The organism is Croceibacterium mercuriale (genome assembly GCF_000802385.1).
GTDB lineage: Bacteria > Pseudomonadota > Alphaproteobacteria > Sphingomonadales > Sphingomonadaceae > Croceibacterium > Croceibacterium mercuriale.
In genome coordinates this window covers 1872836-1890325 of record NZ_JTDN01000001.1, presented here as the reverse complement: position 1 = coordinate 1890325, position 17490 = coordinate 1872836, and the positions used below count along the sequence as shown (strand labels likewise).

The window sequence follows — 17490 nt, the reverse complement described above, 5'->3', positions numbered from 1 at the left end:
CGGATGAACCGCATCCCGTCTGCCTTGCTCCAGAGCGAGTAATGCGCGGCTTGCCGGTGGCGATCCGCTGGCGCTAAGGCGCTGCCCGATGAAAACAGACGGCCAAGCTTCACGTACAGGATGGTTGCTGCGGCTGAGGGTCTACCTGGACGCATTCCGGCTCGCCCCGCGTCCCTTTGCCAAGGCGCTGTGGTGGCGGGTGCTGGGCAAGCGGGTGCGTGCACGTGGGCAGTTCGCACCCCTGCTAAGCGCCTCGCGCCACGCCTATGACGTCTGGATCGGGCAGGCATCCTTGCCGATCGGCAGCGATTCCGGTCCGCAGATCGTGGCGGTCGTGGGCCAGGGTCCGGGGCATGACGTAACCTGCGGCAGCTTGGCCCGGCAGGGTATTCCGGTCATCGCCGATGCCGCCGAGGCGGCTGACGGAAGCTGGTTGCTGCCCTTGACGCCCGGTGATCTGCTGGCGGATGGCGCGGCCGCAACTTACCGGGGAGCGGCGGCCACGGCTCGGGCCGACATCCTGTATGCCGATGACGATCTGCTGGACGGCAGGCGCCGGCGCACCCGGCCGCACTTCAAGCCGGACTGGAACGCTGAACTGTTCCGCCATCAGGATTTCATGAGTGGCGCCTGCATCCTGCGCTGTGATGCAGTCAGGAGATTCAGCGGCACCGTTCCTGTAGATCTGGCGAGGGCGGCGCTTGCGCTGTCGGGCCAGCCCCCGCAGCATGTGCCGCATATCCTGCATCACCGGCGCACGCGTCCGCTCACGGTCATTCCTCCGGTCGACAAGCCTGCGGCCGGCACCCCGCTGCCACCGGTCAGCGTGATCATACCGACGCGCAATCGCGCCGATCTGCTGAAGGTCTGCACCGACGGGCTGGCCCGCACCGATTACCCGTCCATGGAAATCATCATCGTCGACAACGGCAGCGACGATCCGGAAACGATTGCCTGGTTGCAAGAATGGGCTTCTCGCGCGCCCGACCGGCACCGGGTTCTGTCTGCACCGGGACCGTTCAACTATTCGGCGCTCAACAATCTTGCAGCCCGGCAGGCGACGGGCACGCTGCTGTGCCTGTTGAACAATGATATCGAGATCCTTGAGCCGAACTGGCTGGCGACCATGGTCCGGCAGGCCGTGCGCGAGGAGGTGGGCGCAGTCGGTGCCCGGCTGCTTTATCCCGATGGACGGATCCAGCATGCGGGCGTGGTGCTGGGTGTCGGCAACGCAGCCGGCCACGCGCATCGTTTCATGCGGCCGGAGGAGGAGGGCTACCACCACCGTCACTCGCTGCCGCACTTCGTTTCCGCGGTGACTGCCGCGTGCCTGGTGGTGCGGGGCGACCGCTTCGATGCTGTCGACGGCCTGGACGAAGCGAACTTCGCCGTCGCCTTCAACGATGTCGACCTGTGCCTGCGCCTGAACCGGAAGGGATGGCAGAGCCTCTACGAACCGCGCGCCACCCTGGTGCATCACGAATCCGTGTCACGCGGCCTTGATCGCGATCCGGTCGGCGCCGCGCGCTTTGCAGGCGAGATGGCCGCCTTGCAACGGATATGGGGCACGGCAACGCTGGTCGATCCCTGGCACCACCCACAGCTCAGCCGCGCGAGCGAGCGCTTCGCACTGGCCCTCTGAGATGCAGGACGATCGACGCCTTGCGCTGCCGCAAGTCACATTATGCGCGGTGAGCTCTGTCAACATCGCCGCGACGCTCGCAGCTGTCGAGGCGTGTCGCCGCCAGATCGCCTTTGCCGCGTGCAAGGTGCTGACGGACGCGAATGTCCCTGACGTCCACCGGGAGATCGAGATTGTTCCGATACCGGCGGTGAGATCATCCGCCGACTACTCCGATTTCCTGATGACCCACCTGGTCGATCATGTCGCAACACCGTTCTGCCTCGTGGTGCAATGGGACGGGCATGTGGTGGATGCCGGCCGTTGGGAGCCCGGGTTCCTCGACTACGATTATGTGGGTGCCAGCTGGCCGCAGTTCGATGACGGCCACGATGTCGGCAATGGCGGCTTCTCGCTGCGCAGCCGCCGGCTGATGGAGGCCTGCCGTGCGCCAGGCTTCGTGCCCGCACATCCGGAGGATGTGGCAATCTGCCGCAGCAATCGCGCATGGCTGGAGGGGCAAGGTCTGCGGTTCGCCCCGCGGGAGATTGCCGACCGCTTCTCGGCCGAACGGGCCGGCAACCCGGCTGCCACGTTCGGCTATCACGGCGCCTGGTTGATGCCGCGCACTCTGGGGGCGGTGCGGTTCTGGCAGCTTTATCGCACACTGGACGAAACCGGCAGCGTCGCGCATGACCGATGGGCCATCGTCGCCCAGGTGCTGCGTGGCCCAAAGGGTCTGCGCCGCGCATGGCGGATGCTGCTTGACCTGTCCGGCCGCAAGCAACGAGGTGGTGGCTGCGTCACCAACCAGGGCCTGCAAAGCGAATGAACAATCCCTTCCCCGGCGTGCCTCTGATCGAATCGCCGCTGTTTCCCCGATTGCGGGAGCAGATGGACCTGACGCCCGAAGAGGCACGGATCGCCACGGACCTGCACGATCGCGGTTACGCCGTGCTCGACTTCCCTGATCCGGAAATCGACGCACGGATGGAGCGTATCAAGGCACAGCTGGGTCCGCGCTACGGCATCGATTTTGCCGATCCCGGATCGGACAAGACAGCTGGCGAACGACGGGTGCAGGACGCCTGGAAGTTCGATGATGATGTGAGGGCCATTGCGGCCAATCAGGTGCTGCTGGACCTGCTGACCAAGCTGTATGGTCGCGCCGCCTTCCCGTTCCAGACGCTGAACTTCCCGGTCGGCACCCAGCAGGAGGCGCATACCGACGCCGTCCATTTCTCCAGCATGCCGGAACGGTTCATGTGCGGCGTGTGGCTGGCCATGGAGGATATCGCGCCCGAGGCCGGCCCGGTGTTTTACATTCCCGGATCGCACAAATGGCCGCAGCTCAGCAACGCGATGATCGCGCGCCGGGGATATGGCAGCGCGCTCAACTCCGCGCAGGATCCGTTTGCCGCAGGCTGGCGCGCCCTGGGCGAGGTGCATGGCGCGGCGGAGGAGCCATTCCTCGCGCGGAAAGGGCAGGCGCTGATCTGGACCGCCAATCTGCTGCATGGCGGCAGCCGGCAGACCGACCCGCACCTGACCCGCTGGTCGCAGGTCACGCATTACTATTTCGAAGATTGCATCTGGTACACGCCCGCTTTTTCGGACGAGGCGCTGGGTCGCCTGCAGATGCGTGAGCCGGTATCCATCGTCGATGGACGCAAGCGCACCAACAGCTGGCTGGGCGAGGAACTCGCGCCGGTACGGCCGCGTCGGCGCGGCATGCTGGGGCGGATGGCACGGCTTGCGGGGGGCAAGGCTGTCTGACGACGCCGGGTGGCGTCGAGGGCGCTAACCCTGACGAAACTTGATAAGACTAGAACTTCTGGATGGCGCTGACGGTTGGGGAAGATTAACCGACCGGCGCATGTGATTGATAAGAGGCGCGTGAAAGAGAATGTGTGGCATCATCGGTATTGTCGGCAAGGACGACGTGGCAGGCCGGTTGCTCGAAGGCCTCCGCCGGATGGAGTATCGCGGCTATGACAGTGCGGGCGTCTGCACGATCGACAACGGACAGCTCGTACGCCGTCGGGCCGAAGGCAAGCTGATCAATCTGGCAGGGGAACTCGCGAGGGAACCTGCCCCCGGTCATACCGGTATCGCCCACACCCGGTGGGCCACGCACGGCGCGCCTACAGCCGCCAACGCCCATCCGCATGCAACCGGCGAACTGGCGCTGGTGCATAACGGCATCATCGAGAATTTCAGGCCCCTGCGCGAGGCGCTCGAGACGCGCGGCCGCACGTTTGAAAGCCAGACCGACACCGAGGTTGTCGCGCACCTTGTCTCCGAAAAGGTGGAAGCGGGGGTCGCCCCCGAAGATGCGGTGAAGGCCGTGCTGCCGCAACTCCGCGGTGCCTTTGCGCTGGCGATTGCATTTCGCCGCTTCCCCGACATGCTGATCGGCGCCCGCCTCGGCTCGCCGCTGGTCGTGGGCTATGGTGAGGGGGAAACCTATCTTGGTTCCGATGCGCTGGCGCTCGCGTCGCTGACGCAGCGCATCACCTATCTGGAAGAAGGTGACTGGGTCGTCATCACGCGGGACGGTGCGCAGATCTACGACGCCACCAACAACCGGGTCGAGCGCGAGATCGTGACCTCGGGCGCATCCGCGGTGGCGATCGAGAAGGGCCACTTCCGGCATTTCATGCAGAAGGAAATCTTCGAGCAGCCCACCGTGGTCGCCCAGACGCTGCGTTCGTACCTGCGCCAGGTCGATCAGTCGCTGGCGCTGCCGCAGGTAGATTTCGATCTGTCCAGGATCAACCGCATCACCATCGTGGCCTGCGGCACCAGCTTCTATGCCGGGATGGTCGCCAAATACTGGATCGAAGCCTTCGCCCGCCTGCCGGTCGATATCGATGTCGCATCCGAGTTCCGGTATCGCAACCCTGTCCTGGAGCCGGGCGGACTCGCCCTGTTCATCTCGCAATCCGGCGAGACGGCGGACACGCTTGCCGCGCTGCGCCACTGCAAGGCGGCGGGCCAGACCATCGCCGTTGTCGTGAACGTACCGACCAGCACGATGGCGCGCGAGGCCGACCTGCTGCTGCCGACACATGCCGGACCCGAAGTCGGTGTCGCCTCCACCAAGGCATTCACGTGCCAATTGGCGGTGCTGGCTGCGCTGGCGGCGCATCTTGCCGTCAAGCGCGGCCGGATGGACCGGGAAGAGGAGATGGAGGTGGTCCAGCACCTGCTGGAGGTTCCGGCCAGCCTCAATGCCGCGCTGGAGCATGACGAAGAGATCGCCGCCATGGCGCACCACATCGCCCAGGCACGCGATGTGCTCTATCTCGGGCGCGGGCCGGACTACCCGCTGGCGCTGGAAGGCGCATTGAAGCTGAAGGAGATCAGCTACATCCATGCCGAAGGCTATGCGTCGGGCGAGATGAAGCATGGTCCCATCGCCCTCATCGACGAGGATGTGCCGGTGATTGTCCTGGCACCGTCGGGTCCGTTGTTCGAAAAGACGGTCAGCAACATGCACGAAGTCCGTGCGCGGGGTGGCAAGGTCATCCTGATCTCCGATGCGGAAGGTATCGCGGAAGCCGGCGAAGGCTGCATCGCGACAATCGAGATGTCGCAGGTCCACCCGCTGATTGCCCCGCTGGTCTATGCCGTGCCCGTGCAGTTGCTTGCCTATCACGTCGCCTGCCTGAAGGGGACGGATGTCGATCAGCCGCGTAATCTGGCCAAGAGTGTAACGGTCGAATAGGACATGCTGCTCCGATCTTCACGCGCAATGGTAACAGTGTCACGCATAGGGGGCGATGCGATACTGGATACTGATGACTCTTCCGGAGTGAAGAAATGAATGAACTCCAAGTTGATGACGTGGTTCATGAGCAGACAACACTGGACCCGAGTGTCCCTTTTCAGAAGATGCGTGGTCGGGATGATTTGCTGCGTGATATCTTCGATCAATTATGTTTGATCTGCTGTCCCAGCCTAATCTGCGACATTGGCGCCTTCAACGGAGACGAGAGCTACCGATTTGCTCACTTGATGCCAGAAAGTACTGTCTTTGCGTTTGAAGCAAGTCCACAAAACTACCAGCAATTCTACGTTGACAGTGCCAGGTTTGCGAGTGTTCCAAACTTTCACGTAAGTCACCGTGCGATAACCGATTACGATGGGGAGATCGCATTCAATGTCTTGGACGCAGACGAGGCGAACGACTGGCAGCGTGGCGCAAACTCGATTTTGCAACGTACCGATGGTGTCACGTCCAAGAGCGTGACCGTGCCCTGCTCGACGTTGGATGCGTCCTTTGGTGGCAACGTCATAGACCGCAACACGTTTGCACTCTGGATTGATGTCGAAGGTGCGTTGGACAAGGTTCTAGCAGGCGCTCAGAAGGTTCTATCCAAGACGCTATTTCTCAGGGCGGAGGTCGAGTGGAAAGAGTGCTGGGTTGGACAGAAACTTGCCTCCGAACTAAAGGAGATGATCGGTGCATATGGCTTTTCCCTGGTCGGCGACAGCCATGTTCCTCAAGCCTACGATCAGAGCGACGTCCTGTTCATCAACAACAACATTAAACACTTGCTGAGTTAACTCGGCTGGATCGGTCCTGCGCGCGATCAGATATGTTCTCTGGCAGGGCCTAGCTATGCATCAGAATCGTATGGCAGGCCAGTTACCGTCCACGTCGATACGCAAGGGTCGAGCCGTGTAGAACAAGATCATGACCTTCGATCGGCCCTAGACGTTCTTCCACGGAGTACGAATGTTTAACACCTTCAATAACCGCCCGCAGCTTTCCAAGAGCATCGAGAGGGTGCTGGCTAGGTATGATCAAAAGAGCGTCCGGCTCGTGAATGGTCATGACGGGTGGCTTTGGGATAGTCGGCAGGACGTCATGTACGCTCATCACAATGGTCCACTGGCCAATGTGCTGCACATCTTTCACAAAGAATGGCACGGAATCCGAGCCGCGGCCGGGTCACTGCCGGGGCGAAAGCTTGCAATCCCGGAGACGCGCCTCACCCAAGCCGATCTGAATGCTTTGGCGTTGGATATCCAGGATGCAAACCCCGAGCGCATCGTGCTTCATGGATTTTCCGACAATATGGCGGTTTTGATGCGGTCCTTCCGCTCCGCAGGTCTAACAGATCGGATTTTCCTAGTCTTCCACGGCTCGCCTGCTCAGTGGTGGAACGAGGCCGACCGAGCGGTCGCGTTAGAGATGATCGAAATGGCGCAAGACGGGTTCATGCGTGGTTTGCATATCATGAAGAATGGTATGGAGGTGCCGGGCGCACCCCTTTTTAGACCGCTGCTGTATAATCTGTCGCCTGTACATCGCGGCGAAATCGATGTGCCGCAGTCGGATCGTGTTTCCGCTTTTGTCCCCGGCTGGGGAACCTGGATCAAGAATGTCTTCGGCAGCGTCTACGGCGCAAGTCTGAGCGATCAGGTCGAGGAAGTGTGGGCGTTTGCTTCGGGACTCAAGCTGCCGAGCCCGCTCGACGACAAGTTAGTTATCCTGAAAGCCGGTAATCGCGAGGAGACCTTTAAACGGTATCAAACCTCTCATCTGACACTCAACGTGTCTCTGATTGACTGCCACCCGATGGTCAATGTCGAGAGTCAGTCATTGGGGCGACCCTGTGTCCGATCGAATCTCTATTTGGATCTTCTTGAAGATCACGAATATGTTAAGATTGTTAGTGTGGATCATAATAACTCGTCTTCTGCAGTAAAGGATGCAGTCGATAGAACTTTAGACGTCTCACAGGAAGAAATGTCGGATATGATCCTAGATTATCAAAGCAAGATTGATACACTTGGTGTTAAACGTTACATTGAATTTCTTGAGCTCTAAGGTATATTGCGCATGTCCAATGGAGCTATCGTCTTTGTTACGTTCGAACTATATCCCCTCACTGCGGGTGGTATCGGTCGCGCACTATATAATATGATCATGAGCGTTTCTGAGGATGAACGCAGGCGAATTGTAGTCGTTATTGTTGGTGAGAATGATTTTCCGACACGCATTCAGAATGCGTTGGATGGTGTGAAAGTCATCTTTGCCGACGTTAATGACGAGCACGGCCTTTTGGAGGGGGAGGCAGTTGCACCGCCGAGATGGGCCTATAGAAACTCCGATTGGCATTGGCGGTCCTACGTTGCCTTAAGGGTTTTGCGTGATTTACACCGGCGGAGCGGGATAGATTACATCGAGTTCACCGACTGGGGTGGTCTGGGATATTGCACGACACAGGAAAAGAAGCTTGGTCTGGGCTTTGCTGGTGTGGCTATTGCCGTCAGACTTCACGGACCGCACGGCGTGCTCCTCTGCACAGAACGCTATTCCTTGACTGAGAATGATCTTTGCATTTTTGATCTGGAGAGAAAGGCGCTTCGCGATTGCGATCTCGTCATTGCGCAAACCATGCCGTATTTCGAGAAAGTGCGCGAAGTCTTTGGGTTCGATCATGGCGAATGGTATGGGCGGCTCGTCTATTCGCCTCTGCCAGTCATTATCGATTCTGCGCCGAAGACAAGTTGGAGGTTGGGCGAGCGAACGAAGTGCATCACATTCACATCGAAGTTCCAGAACATCAAGAGGCCCGAGCTGTTTGTTCGCGGCGTTTCCCAGTTTCTTGCGTCCAAGGAAGGCGATGGTTGGGCGGCGGTGTACTGTGCGCGAATAGCTGATAGTGGATCGAAAGCGGCTGTCGTCGGTCGAACTCCGGCGGGTCTGAGATCACGTTTCGCGTTCAAGGGCGACATTCAAGGTGCAGAACGTGACGAGTTGATCGCCAGTTCTGTCGTGGTTGTCTCCAGTATTTGTGAGTCCTTCTGTTTGGCGGCCTTTGAGGCATCGCTATTAGGGGCACTGGTCATCTTGAATGAAGCCAATCCTTCCTTCGGCGATAGGACGTTGTGGAAGGATGGACATAACTGCCTCAAGTTCGACGGTACCGCGTCAGGACTTGCGGCGGCACTCAGGCGCGCATCGTCCAGCAGTGCAACTCTTCAACCTGTAGCCTTGGGCGCCTTCGAACGGCCTTGGCAGACAAGGGGGCGAACGCCTGAAGATCAGCCACAGATTGCGAAGGCTGAAGGTATTTCGGTGATAATCTATGGCGCGGATGATGTGGAGAAGCTCTTGTGCAGCATGCGAAATATCGCGGCTGTCGAACATGACCAGATCGAGTTGATTGTTGCACTGGCGGGGGAAGGTAGTGAACTGCGCGGTGTGTTGGAAGAGCAGATTACCGCGGCGAATGATCCGCTGGTTAGGCTTGTGTCGAACCCGGCAGATGACTCTCTTGGAGCAATCCTGAATCGAGCATGGGCGGAATGTTCTTCAGACCATGTGTTAATCATGCGCGCAGGTGACATGATTCATTCCAAGTTCCTGGCGAAGGTATCAGGCGCTTTCGGCGTAGATCCGTCGACCGCCGGAATCATCAGTCATATCGGCTTTTTTGATCGCGACGCCTTGCCGAACACCCAAGAGGCGATGAGCTGCTTCAAGTATCAGGTCGTGGTGGGAGAATCCTTCTTATCCGGGTATCTTAAAAACCACAGCGGCGCTGGACCGATCGCTGTCAGGAAGAGCTTACTCGGCGAAACTCCGTTTTCGGAGGAACTACAAGAGGATTTCATGTGGGCGCTCCACCACAGCCTGCGTTCCAGCGGAAGCAGGGTGGTCTGCTTGAATGACGTTTATGCATTTTGTGAAGCGACCACGGAGATTGCCGCATCGACCAGGGATATCCGGACTAAGACCCTCAGTCAGCACGAGATCATGCAGACTACTTCTTTGCCAACCGCGCGCAACGGATCTGGTTACCTAACAACAAGTTTCGCTTACGCTGTACTGGAGAATTTGGAAAGCATAAGGACGCAAGGCCAACAGCCAATAACAAGAGTTGGCAGTAACGAGCGAAATCAATTTGTGTCCCTTAAAAACAATGATCCTGATCGAACGGCGTTGCACAACCTCTTGGACAAGCCACGTTCTTTGTCGTGGAGCAACATAATCTTTTTTGGCGCAGGACTTTTTGGAAAGCGCACAAAAACGGCTGATGTTAGACTGCTCCGGAAATCTGCCGGGTTTGACGCGGGCTGGTACCTAGCGCAATATCCCGATGTGAAGGCTGCTGGCCTCGATCCGCTCGGACACTATCTGGACTTCGGCGCCGTTGAAGGGCGCCGCCCCAATCCACATTTTGACAGCGAAGCTTATCTGCAGGCCAACCCGGATGTGAGGGCGGCAGGCCTTAACCCACTGGTTCATTATATTCTTCATGGAAGGGAAGAAGCGCGTCCGCTACGCCACTAGCGCAAAAACGGTTAGTGAAACTAAGTAATCCCGTGTGCGCCGGGATATTGCTGATACGTGGAAGATTGTCCGTATGGTCAAACTGTGTCTTGTTGCCCCGGAACTCGCCCCGTTTACAGCTGGGGGGATTGGGGTGCTGCTAAGCAATCTCTTGCGCGAGTACGATATGGCCGGCGTCCAGTTTCACGTACTCGCGCTGAACGACTGGCAGGTGGATAATCGATCTTTCGAAGCCACGCTTCCGGGCGTGACATTGTGGCGCCTGGCCGATCTCGATGGCGCCATCGACCCCCTGCGGCACCCGCCCGAATGGGCGTTCACGACGCATCGGTGGCATTACCGTTCGTACCAGGTGGCGCAGGCCCTGGGCCGGCTGGCGTCACGTGGAGTCGTGTTCGATGTTGTCGAGTTCCCCGACTGGGGCGGGCTGGCGTTCTGTACCACGCAGGACAAGCTCCTCGGCAAGTGGAGCGACACGCAGATCGCGGTTCGCCTGCACAGCACGGATTCCATCCTGCGGGCCGGGCAACCGGTCGCCGGCAGCGCGGCGGCCGCGCATCTGGCCGATCTGGAGCGGAAGGCGCTGAACGACGCGGACATCATCGTCGCCCACCTCGACAGCATCGCCCAGGCGACGCGGGACCACTTCGGGTTCGATGATGCCTGGCGGGAAAAGGTCAGGATCGATGCCCCGCCGATCGCCATGAAGACGAGCGAGACTGCGATCGCCTTCGAGGAGGATACGCCGCTCTGCTTCCCGAGCAAGATCCAGACGCTGAAGCGACCGGACGTGTTCCTGAACGGCGCGATGGCGTTCCTCAACAGCACGCCGGACTATCGCGGCAACGTCGTGTTCATGGCGCATCCGGCGGATCCGCGCCTGGAACAGCATCTCCTGTCCCGCATCCCCAAGCACCTCAAGGATCGGATTTCCTTCTCCAGCAAGATGCCGCAGGCAGCCCGGGCTGCGCTGCTGGCCAAGGGGATATCCGTCTTTCCGTCCCCCTTCGAAAGCTTCTGCCTCGCCGCCTATGAGGCATCGGCCATGGGCGGCCTGGTCGCGCTGAATGGAACAAACCCTGCCTTTTCGGACCAGACCGAGTGGAAGGACGGAGAGAACTGCCTGAAGTTCGATGGCACCGCACTCAGCCTTGCCGACAGTCTCGGCCGGGCATGGCGGACGCGCCAGGTCATGCGCATGAAGCCGATGAAGCACGAGGCGACGCGGGATCCGTACTGGCGTTCGCTGAAGAAGATGCCTCAGGGCAGCCGCGGCAGAACCGATCCTGCCACGACGACAAAGATGCCGCTGGTTTCGGTGATCGTGCCTTACTTCAACATGGGTCGGTACATCGTCCGGACCCTGGAATCGATCCTAGCTTCGACGTACGTCAACCTCGAAGTCATCGTGGTGGATGATTGCTCCCCGGACGAGCACAGCCGCATGGTGCTGGAAAAGATCAAGGGCGCGGAGCGTTTCGGAACGGTGCGCGTGGTGTCCGCCCCTGCCAATGTCGGACTGTCGGGGGCGCGCAATCTGGGGATCCGGGCGGCCCGCGGCGAATACATCTTCACACTCGATTCCGACGATCTGATCCGGAGCGATTTCATCGAGCTTGGCGTCAAAGCGCTCGAGCGCAACCCGGCTTACTCCGTGGTCGTGCCGCAGACCGCCTTCATTGCCGACGAAGCATCCCCGGCCGAGATGAACATCATCGACCACGCCATCTTCATCGGCGAGGCGATGCGTGGCGGCAGTTTCGCAAACCGCTTCTCGACGGCAACCAGTCTGGGTCGCCGGGAGATATACAGCGAGTTCCCGTATGACGAGAACCTCACATCGTACGAGGACTGGGACTTCTATTCCCGCCTGGCATGGGCGGGCAAACGCTTCATCGTGACCAGCGAAATCTATTTCTATTATCGGCGGCGTGCCGGCTCGATGATCAACACCAACACTGCCGAGAAGCATCTGCGCAACCTGTCGATCCTGCGATCGAAGCAGAAGGTCGACCTTCCTGCCTTCGCGTTCGACATGAATGTCGTGACCGACGCGGAGGCCTACGCCGAGTTTCTGAGAATCCATGCGGCGCACGCGCAGGTCAGCGAAGCCTCGGTACCGAACGGGCCGGCGGCCCATCCGGTCGAACCGCGGATCAGAATGAACCCGGTCCCCCGTCCCCCGGAGAAGAAGTTTCTTGTTCTTCAGAAGCTGCGCCGGGAACGGGCCTTGCGCAAGGAGCTTCGGGAATTGCAGAGCGGACATTCGTTCGATCCGGCGTGGTACCTGGCTCACAATCCCGACGTCGCTCTGAGCGGCATGGATCCCGCCCGGCACTTCCTTGTCTTCGGTCGCTACGAAGGCCGGGCGCCGAACGGTTACGACCGCCCCTGACCTCTCATGAGGCCTCCCGGGATACTGCCCGGCAGGCCTCATGATAGAGGCGATGCAGCTGTGCGGCCTGTTCTTCGGAGCTGCGCCGTGGTGCGCTGCCTCGCACCGGCGATGCACGGTAGGTGGCGGGATCGGCGTCGATCCGGGCGAGCACCCGGATGAGAGCGCCGGCATCCGCAACATCGATGATGTGTCCGTTGCGCCCCTCATCCACGTCCTGGCCGATTGCACCGCGATCGGATGCGACCACCCACAGGCCGGCACTGAGCGCCTCGCGCGTGACCAGGCCGAAGCTTTCCGGCCATATCGATGGCGCGAGAAGCACGTCGAGCCGGCTGTAGAGCTGCGCCACCTGCGATTGCGGCACCGGCCCGACGATCGACACTGGAGTGTTGCCCCAGACCGTGTCGATCGACTGACCAGACGTCAACGCCGTGTCCATGATCGTCAGATGCAGATTGTCGAAGGCAGTCTGGCGGAGTGCCGCCTCGACCAGCGCTGCGCCCTTGTGCAAGGCGCGGCTGCCAAGATGCCCCAGGGCAATGCGCCCGTCGGCGCGCGCCTGACGCTGGACCGGTTCGATGTCAGGGGTGCCGTTCTCGATCACCTGCAACCGGGCAATACCGGCGTCGGCGTGGATCCGGGCGAACGGCGCGGAGACGCCGAGGTTCGCATGGGCATCGTTCAGCAAGGCAGCCAGACGCTGCCGCCTGGCCACCGATGCGACCGGATCGCCGGCCTCCGCGCAATCTCCGATCACGTCAGGGCCGGGCAGATGCAGGCCATCCCGATCGACAAGGAACTGATTGTCGGAGATCCACCAGGCATCGTGCAGGGTGACGATGTAAGGGATCCCCCTGCCGCGGGCGACCTCCACGATGGTTGCCGTAAGACGCTGGATGCAATGGAAATGGATCACGTCGGGGCGGAAGTGATCGAGCACCCGTTCGAACGGGTCGGCGTTCGCCGCATCGAACGGCGTCCATTCCATCGCGACGTCGCGGGCGACCGACAGGCGGTAGACCGCTATCCCGTTCTCCGCCTCCAGCCGCAGCCGCCCCGGCCTGGATGGACCTTCGTGGGAGCAGAAGACTGCGACTTCCAGGTCGGGATGATTGTGCAGGAAGTCACGCACATTGTCCTCCACCACTCTCGTCGCCCCGCCATAGCTTTGCGGGGCGAAGAACACGTTGCAGATGAGGACACGCAACCGGCGAGGCGAATGAGGCGTCGCGGTGGAGAGCGTCGGTGCAAACCGGCTGTGGAGAGTGTCGGCAGCAGCTCGCAGGCTGTAGTCCCGCAGCGCCTTGGCGCGGGCCGCGGCGCCGATCTGCTGGCGCAGCTGCGGCTGTGTGACCAGCCGGTGCAGGGCATCGTGCCACCGCGTCGGTGTCTCGGCGAACAGCCCGTCCACGTCCGGCTCGATCACCTCCTGATAGGTGCGGGTCGGGCTCATGACGGACGGCACCTGGAGGATGGCCGCCTCCAGCCATTTGATCTCGCTCTTGCAGTCGGCCATGATCCCGGGTTCGAGGACCGCAAGGTTGATGTCACAGCTGGCGAGGATCGACCAGTATGCCGCCAGATCAGGGGTGAACGGATAGGTCCGCACCCGGTCCTTCATCTCCCGAAGCGCCGGCATCAGCTGCAGATGGCCGACGATCACGAGCTCCACCTCCGGCTGAAGGTGCATCAGTTTCAGCAGGGCCGGCCCGACCAGCGTGTTGAAATCGGCATTGTGCGCCTTGGTCCCCGAACCATAGAACACGCGCACTTTCCCGGAGCGGGGCGCCGGATCGGAAGCGGCCATGCTTCGCAGCGGATGCGCGCCCATTGCGACAGCTTCGTCATTCCGGGGATCAAGGCCGTTTCGAAGGATCACGCCCGGTCCGGCCGGCTGATCCGCTTCCCGAGCCGACGAGACGACTTCCTGCATCTTCACGGCCAGCACCGTGGTTGACGCGATGTAGGAACTGCAGCTGGCAAGCGCATACCGGAACAAGGGCACACCGAACTGGAGGCCGGTATATTCGTTCAGTGAGATCTGCCCCTCGAACGTCTCGTAACGATCCGGGTAGCAGGCAGGATCGAAGATGAGATCGTCGATCTCGTAGAAGGTCTCGAGACCCATGGCATCGGCCACGAGGATCGCCTTCAGCACCTCCGGAACAGCTGCAACACGATAGAAGATCGCCGCCCGTGCGCCGACCAGGCTGTCCACGAAGCTGCCGACATCAGAATGGGAGAATATCCTGACGGGCAGTCCCGCCTGCGCGAACTGCATCGCCTTCTGCTCAACGCGGTAATGCGTGCACTGGCGAAGATCGTCATTGGCGAGAATGGCGACATGGCCGTCAGGCACTCCGCCGGTCTTCGCCGGCATGGCGCCCATCTGCAGATATGCCGTCCGGATGACGTCCAGCGCGCCGGCAAGCAGCACGTCCGCCTGCGCCCGAAGCGTCGCGCTGAATTCTTCGGCTGCAGCCTCGCGGTACAAGGCATGCGCCTGCGCGCTGGCATGCTCGAAATGAAGCTGGACCAGTTCTTCCAGCTTGTGGTCGAACGCATCCAGCTCCCGCCATCGCGGATGTGCCTTGCGGATCAAGGAAAAGGCGTCCGCGAAGTTCCGGCGCTGCGTGTGGATATCGATCGCACCCAGGAAGGCGGAGAAGGGCGCCCGCACCATGGTGCAGGCCTGGGCGTAGGCCTCCAGCGCCCGCCCTGTCTTGCCCGCCTGGCGCAGGGCGTCGCCAAGTAGGGTCAGCCGTTCGGCTGTCGGTTCGGTGAGGATGCATTGCTCCAGCAGCGGGATCGCCTTCCCATGCTGGCCTGCAGCCAACGCCCGCCGGGCGATCATCTGCAGCAGCCAGGCGGCGTCCCCGCCCAGCATCGGCTGGTCGCGAATGATGGCCTGGGCGGACTGGTCGAACAGCGCGATCAGCGCTCCGCTGCGGGTTGTTCCGCGTGGCAGGCGCGTGCGCTGCGCAAAGGTCTGCCAATCGAACGACGGCGGGAAAGGCGCGCCATGCAGATAAGGCTCCAGGTACCGTGTCTCGTTGGGCGCGATCCCCGCCGGAACGCCTTGGCAGAGCCATGTGCGGTAGACGTCCCCGTCGGGTGCATCGCGGGAGAACGGAACCAGCCGGTTCTCCCGGACGAAATCGACATCGAAGCGATAATCCAGGCTGATCGGCCACAGGCGGTCGATGCCCTCACGCTCGAACAGCTCCAGCGCCTCCGCCCGGCTGTGCGGATGGCGGTCCAGCTCGCCGCCGCACCAGGCAAGGAACTCGAGAGGCGAAAACAGCGCCTTCCACCGCTCCTCGGCGGGGATGACCTCTGCGGGCCGTCCGTTCCCCGGGAAGCGGCACGTCCGGCCTTCCTTGTGCCCATGGCGCAGATAATGATCGAAGAGATCGTCATCCGTGGTGAAGTGTTGCGCGACATCCTTGTTGAAATGGCGATAGGCCATCGCATCGAACCCGGCGCGCAGGTCGCCGGCCAGGGACTGCAGATAGGTCCATTGATTGGCGAAGCGTCCCTCGGCCTTGCCATGCCGCACATAGTGCCTGCGTGCCTGCTTGTGGGTCCTGATGCCCCTAAGATCCCCATAGTGATCCAGATAGAAATCGGGATCGAAGGCCGTCATGCGTCGGCGGCGCCTGAGGTTGCGGATCAGTATCTGGACGGTGTGCAAGAGCGCTCCCCCGCTGTCAGGGCCGTCTCCGCGGGCGGAGCGTCACAGGGCGGTGTAGATATCGACGGCAAGGTTGACGTCGTCATACGCCGTCGCCTCACCCTTGTTGATGATGACCGCACGGTTGCACAATTCGCGGACGACCTCGGTGCTGTGCGATGCTAGGACCATGGCCCGGTCGGCACGCTTCTCGAACAGCTCGTAATGGCACTTGCGGTGGAAGTTCTGATCACCGACCAAGATGATCTCGTCGATCAGGTAGCAGTCGAATTCGATCGCCAGCGACAGCGCAAAGGCAAGCCGCGCGCGCATACCCGAGGAATAGGTTTTTACCGGCATGGCCAACTGGCTGCCAAGCTCGGTAAAATCCTCCACGAAGGCACGCATATCGCCATAATCGCGCTGATAGATTCGCGAGATGAAGCGTGCATTGTCATAGCCGGTCAGGCTGCCCTGAAATCCGCCGGCGAAGCCAAGCGGCCACGACACGGACATGCCGTGGATGACCTTGCCCGATGTCGGCATCTCGACCCCGCCGATCAGCTTGATCAGCGTGCTCTTGCCCGCGCCATTCCTGCCCAGCAGCGCCACGCGTTCGCCGGGATTCACAACCAGGTTCACATCGTTGAGAACTTGCTTGCGCCTGGAGCCATGCTTGTAGCTCTTGCAGATGTTCTGGCAGGTAATCATTCGACAGTCAGCGTGCGACGGACCCGACGGCACAGAGTAAGGCCGATGAGAATAAGGATAACCGAGAAACCGATGGGATTCCAGATGTTGTAGTACGCTGTGACCTGGTTTCCCCAAATCCCCTCCCTCATCATCTCCATCCCATTTACGAACGGAGACCAGAGCAGGAACTCGCGCACACCCGGCGTCATCCATGACACCATATATGGCAGACCCGAGATCGGGATCATGATATAGGTTACCACCGGGATGAACTTTTCAAGCACCTCCGACATTTCGGACAATGGCGCAATTATCAGGCAGATTGCAAAGCAGAACAGCGAGTAGAGCGCCCAACCCGCAATGAAGAGCCCAATGTTTGCAGGTACCGGGAGCTCACCAAAACTTATCAGGACGATGGCTGCGAACAGGTAGGCCATCATGCAACCCAAGATTTCAATTGCAAACCGGGCGAGGATGAAATCCAACACCTTGATCTGGCGGTGATACAACAGGCTGCCATTCACCGTAAACGCAGCGACACTGCGGCCCACACCGTGACGAAACAAGGTGATAGGAATGTAGCCCGAAGCCACAAAGCCGATGACGCTGATCCCATGATCCTGCGGACCCTTGCCAAGACGCCACATCAGTCCGACGAGGCCGGCAAACAGTAGCGGCTCCACCATGATCCAAAGGAATCCAATGTTCTCGCGTCCGAAACGGGTGACCAGTTCGCGGATCATCAAGGCATGGATCACCCGTACCTGAACATCCCAAGCGGCACGCGCTCT

Annotated in this window: 11 protein-coding genes; 8 read left to right on the top strand and 3 right to left on the bottom strand. The window is 60.7% G+C overall.

All coding sequences use genetic code 11. The features are described 5' to 3' along the window. The first annotated feature begins 292 nt into the window (after nt 1-292). From PK98_RS08865 to PK98_RS08830, 8 genes are all read left to right on the top strand, one after another. Nucleotides 293-1642: a glycosyltransferase family 2 protein gene (locus PK98_RS08865; RefSeq protein ID WP_326998660.1), complete on the top strand. Its 1350-nt coding sequence runs from the start codon at nt 293-295 to the stop codon at nt 1640-1642. Nucleotides 1643-1691: 49 nt separating this feature from the next. Further along, a complete protein-coding gene (locus tag PK98_RS08860) occupies nt 1692-2453 on the top strand; it encodes a DUF5672 family protein (protein WP_326998659.1) in 762 nt (253 codons plus the stop codon). Next, nucleotides 2450-3397 carry a phytanoyl-CoA dioxygenase family protein gene (locus tag PK98_RS08855; RefSeq protein WP_039095836.1) on the top strand — a complete coding sequence of 316 codons (948 nt, stop codon included), beginning with the start codon at nt 2450-2452 and terminating at the stop codon, nt 3395-3397. Before PK98_RS08860 ends, PK98_RS08855 begins: the two co-directional genes overlap by 4 nt. 130 nt (nt 3398-3527) lie before the next feature. Beyond that, nucleotides 3528-5351 (top strand): glutamine--fructose-6-phosphate transaminase (isomerizing), encoded by a 1824-nt coding sequence (gene glmS, locus PK98_RS08850; RefSeq protein ID WP_039095834.1) that lies wholly within the window; start codon nt 3528-3530, stop codon nt 5349-5351. 95 nt (nt 5352-5446) lie between these two features. Next, nucleotides 5447-6193, top strand: a complete 747-nt coding sequence (locus PK98_RS08845; protein WP_052208241.1) for an FkbM family methyltransferase — start codon at nt 5447-5449, stop codon at nt 6191-6193. 172 nt (nt 6194-6365) lie between these two features. Continuing rightward, nucleotides 6366-7463, top strand: a complete 1098-nt coding sequence (locus PK98_RS08840; protein ID WP_039095833.1) for an ABC transporter substrate-binding protein — start codon at nt 6366-6368, stop codon at nt 7461-7463. Between the two features lie 99 nt (nt 7464-7562). Further along, nucleotides 7563-9935 carry a glycosyltransferase family protein gene (locus tag PK98_RS16725; RefSeq protein WP_152608571.1) on the top strand — a complete coding sequence of 791 codons (2373 nt, stop codon included), beginning with the start codon at nt 7563-7565 and terminating at the stop codon, nt 9933-9935. A gap of 34 nt (nt 9936-9969) precedes the next feature. Further along, a complete protein-coding gene (locus PK98_RS08830; RefSeq protein ID WP_152608570.1) occupies nt 9970-12330 on the top strand; it encodes a glycosyltransferase in 2361 nt (786 codons plus the stop codon). Between the two features lie 4 nt (nt 12331-12334). Here the strand turns inward: PK98_RS08830 and PK98_RS08825 are convergent, their stop codons facing one another. From PK98_RS08825 to PK98_RS08815, 3 genes are all read right to left on the bottom strand, one after another. After that, nucleotides 12335-15979, bottom strand: coding sequence for a glycosyltransferase (locus PK98_RS08825; protein ID WP_052208237.1), 3645 nt, complete (start codon nt 15977-15979; stop codon nt 12335-12337). A gap of 90 nt (nt 15980-16069) precedes the next feature. Then, nucleotides 16070-16717 carry an ABC transporter ATP-binding protein gene (locus PK98_RS08820; protein ID WP_039095829.1) on the bottom strand — a complete coding sequence of 216 codons (648 nt, stop codon included), beginning with the start codon at nt 16715-16717 and terminating at the stop codon, nt 16070-16072. Further along, nucleotides 16714-17442 carry an ABC transporter permease gene (locus PK98_RS08815; protein ID WP_052208450.1) on the bottom strand — a complete coding sequence of 243 codons (729 nt, stop codon included), beginning with the start codon at nt 17440-17442 and terminating at the stop codon, nt 16714-16716. The genes PK98_RS08820 and PK98_RS08815 overlap by 4 nt, the downstream gene beginning before the upstream one ends. Between the last annotated feature and the right edge of the window lie 48 nt (nt 17443-17490).

What these genes read in the sequence shown, in the direction of transcription:
- PK98_RS08820 (WP_039095829.1), bottom strand. Translation starts at nt 16,717, where the DNA reads ATGATTACCTGCCAGAACATCTGCAAGAGCTACAAGCATGGCTCCAGG.
- PK98_RS08845 (WP_052208241.1), top strand. Translation starts at nt 5,447, where the DNA reads ATGAATGAACTCCAAGTTGATGACGTGGTTCATGAGCAGACAACACTG.
- glmS (WP_039095834.1), top strand. Translation starts at nt 3,528, where the DNA reads ATGTGTGGCATCATCGGTATTGTCGGCAAGGACGACGTGGCAGGCCGG.
- PK98_RS08855 (WP_039095836.1), top strand. Translation starts at nt 2,450, where the DNA reads ATGAACAATCCCTTCCCCGGCGTGCCTCTGATCGAATCGCCGCTGTTT.
- PK98_RS08840 (WP_039095833.1), top strand. Translation starts at nt 6,366, where the DNA reads ATGTTTAACACCTTCAATAACCGCCCGCAGCTTTCCAAGAGCATCGAG.
- PK98_RS16725 (WP_152608571.1), top strand. Translation starts at nt 7,563, where the DNA reads ATGAGCGTTTCTGAGGATGAACGCAGGCGAATTGTAGTCGTTATTGTT.
- PK98_RS08815 (WP_052208450.1), bottom strand. Translation starts at nt 17,442, where the DNA reads ATGATCCGCGAACTGGTCACCCGTTTCGGACGCGAGAACATTGGATTC.
- PK98_RS08825 (WP_052208237.1), bottom strand. Translation starts at nt 15,979, where the DNA reads ATGACGGCCTTCGATCCCGATTTCTATCTGGATCACTATGGGGATCTT.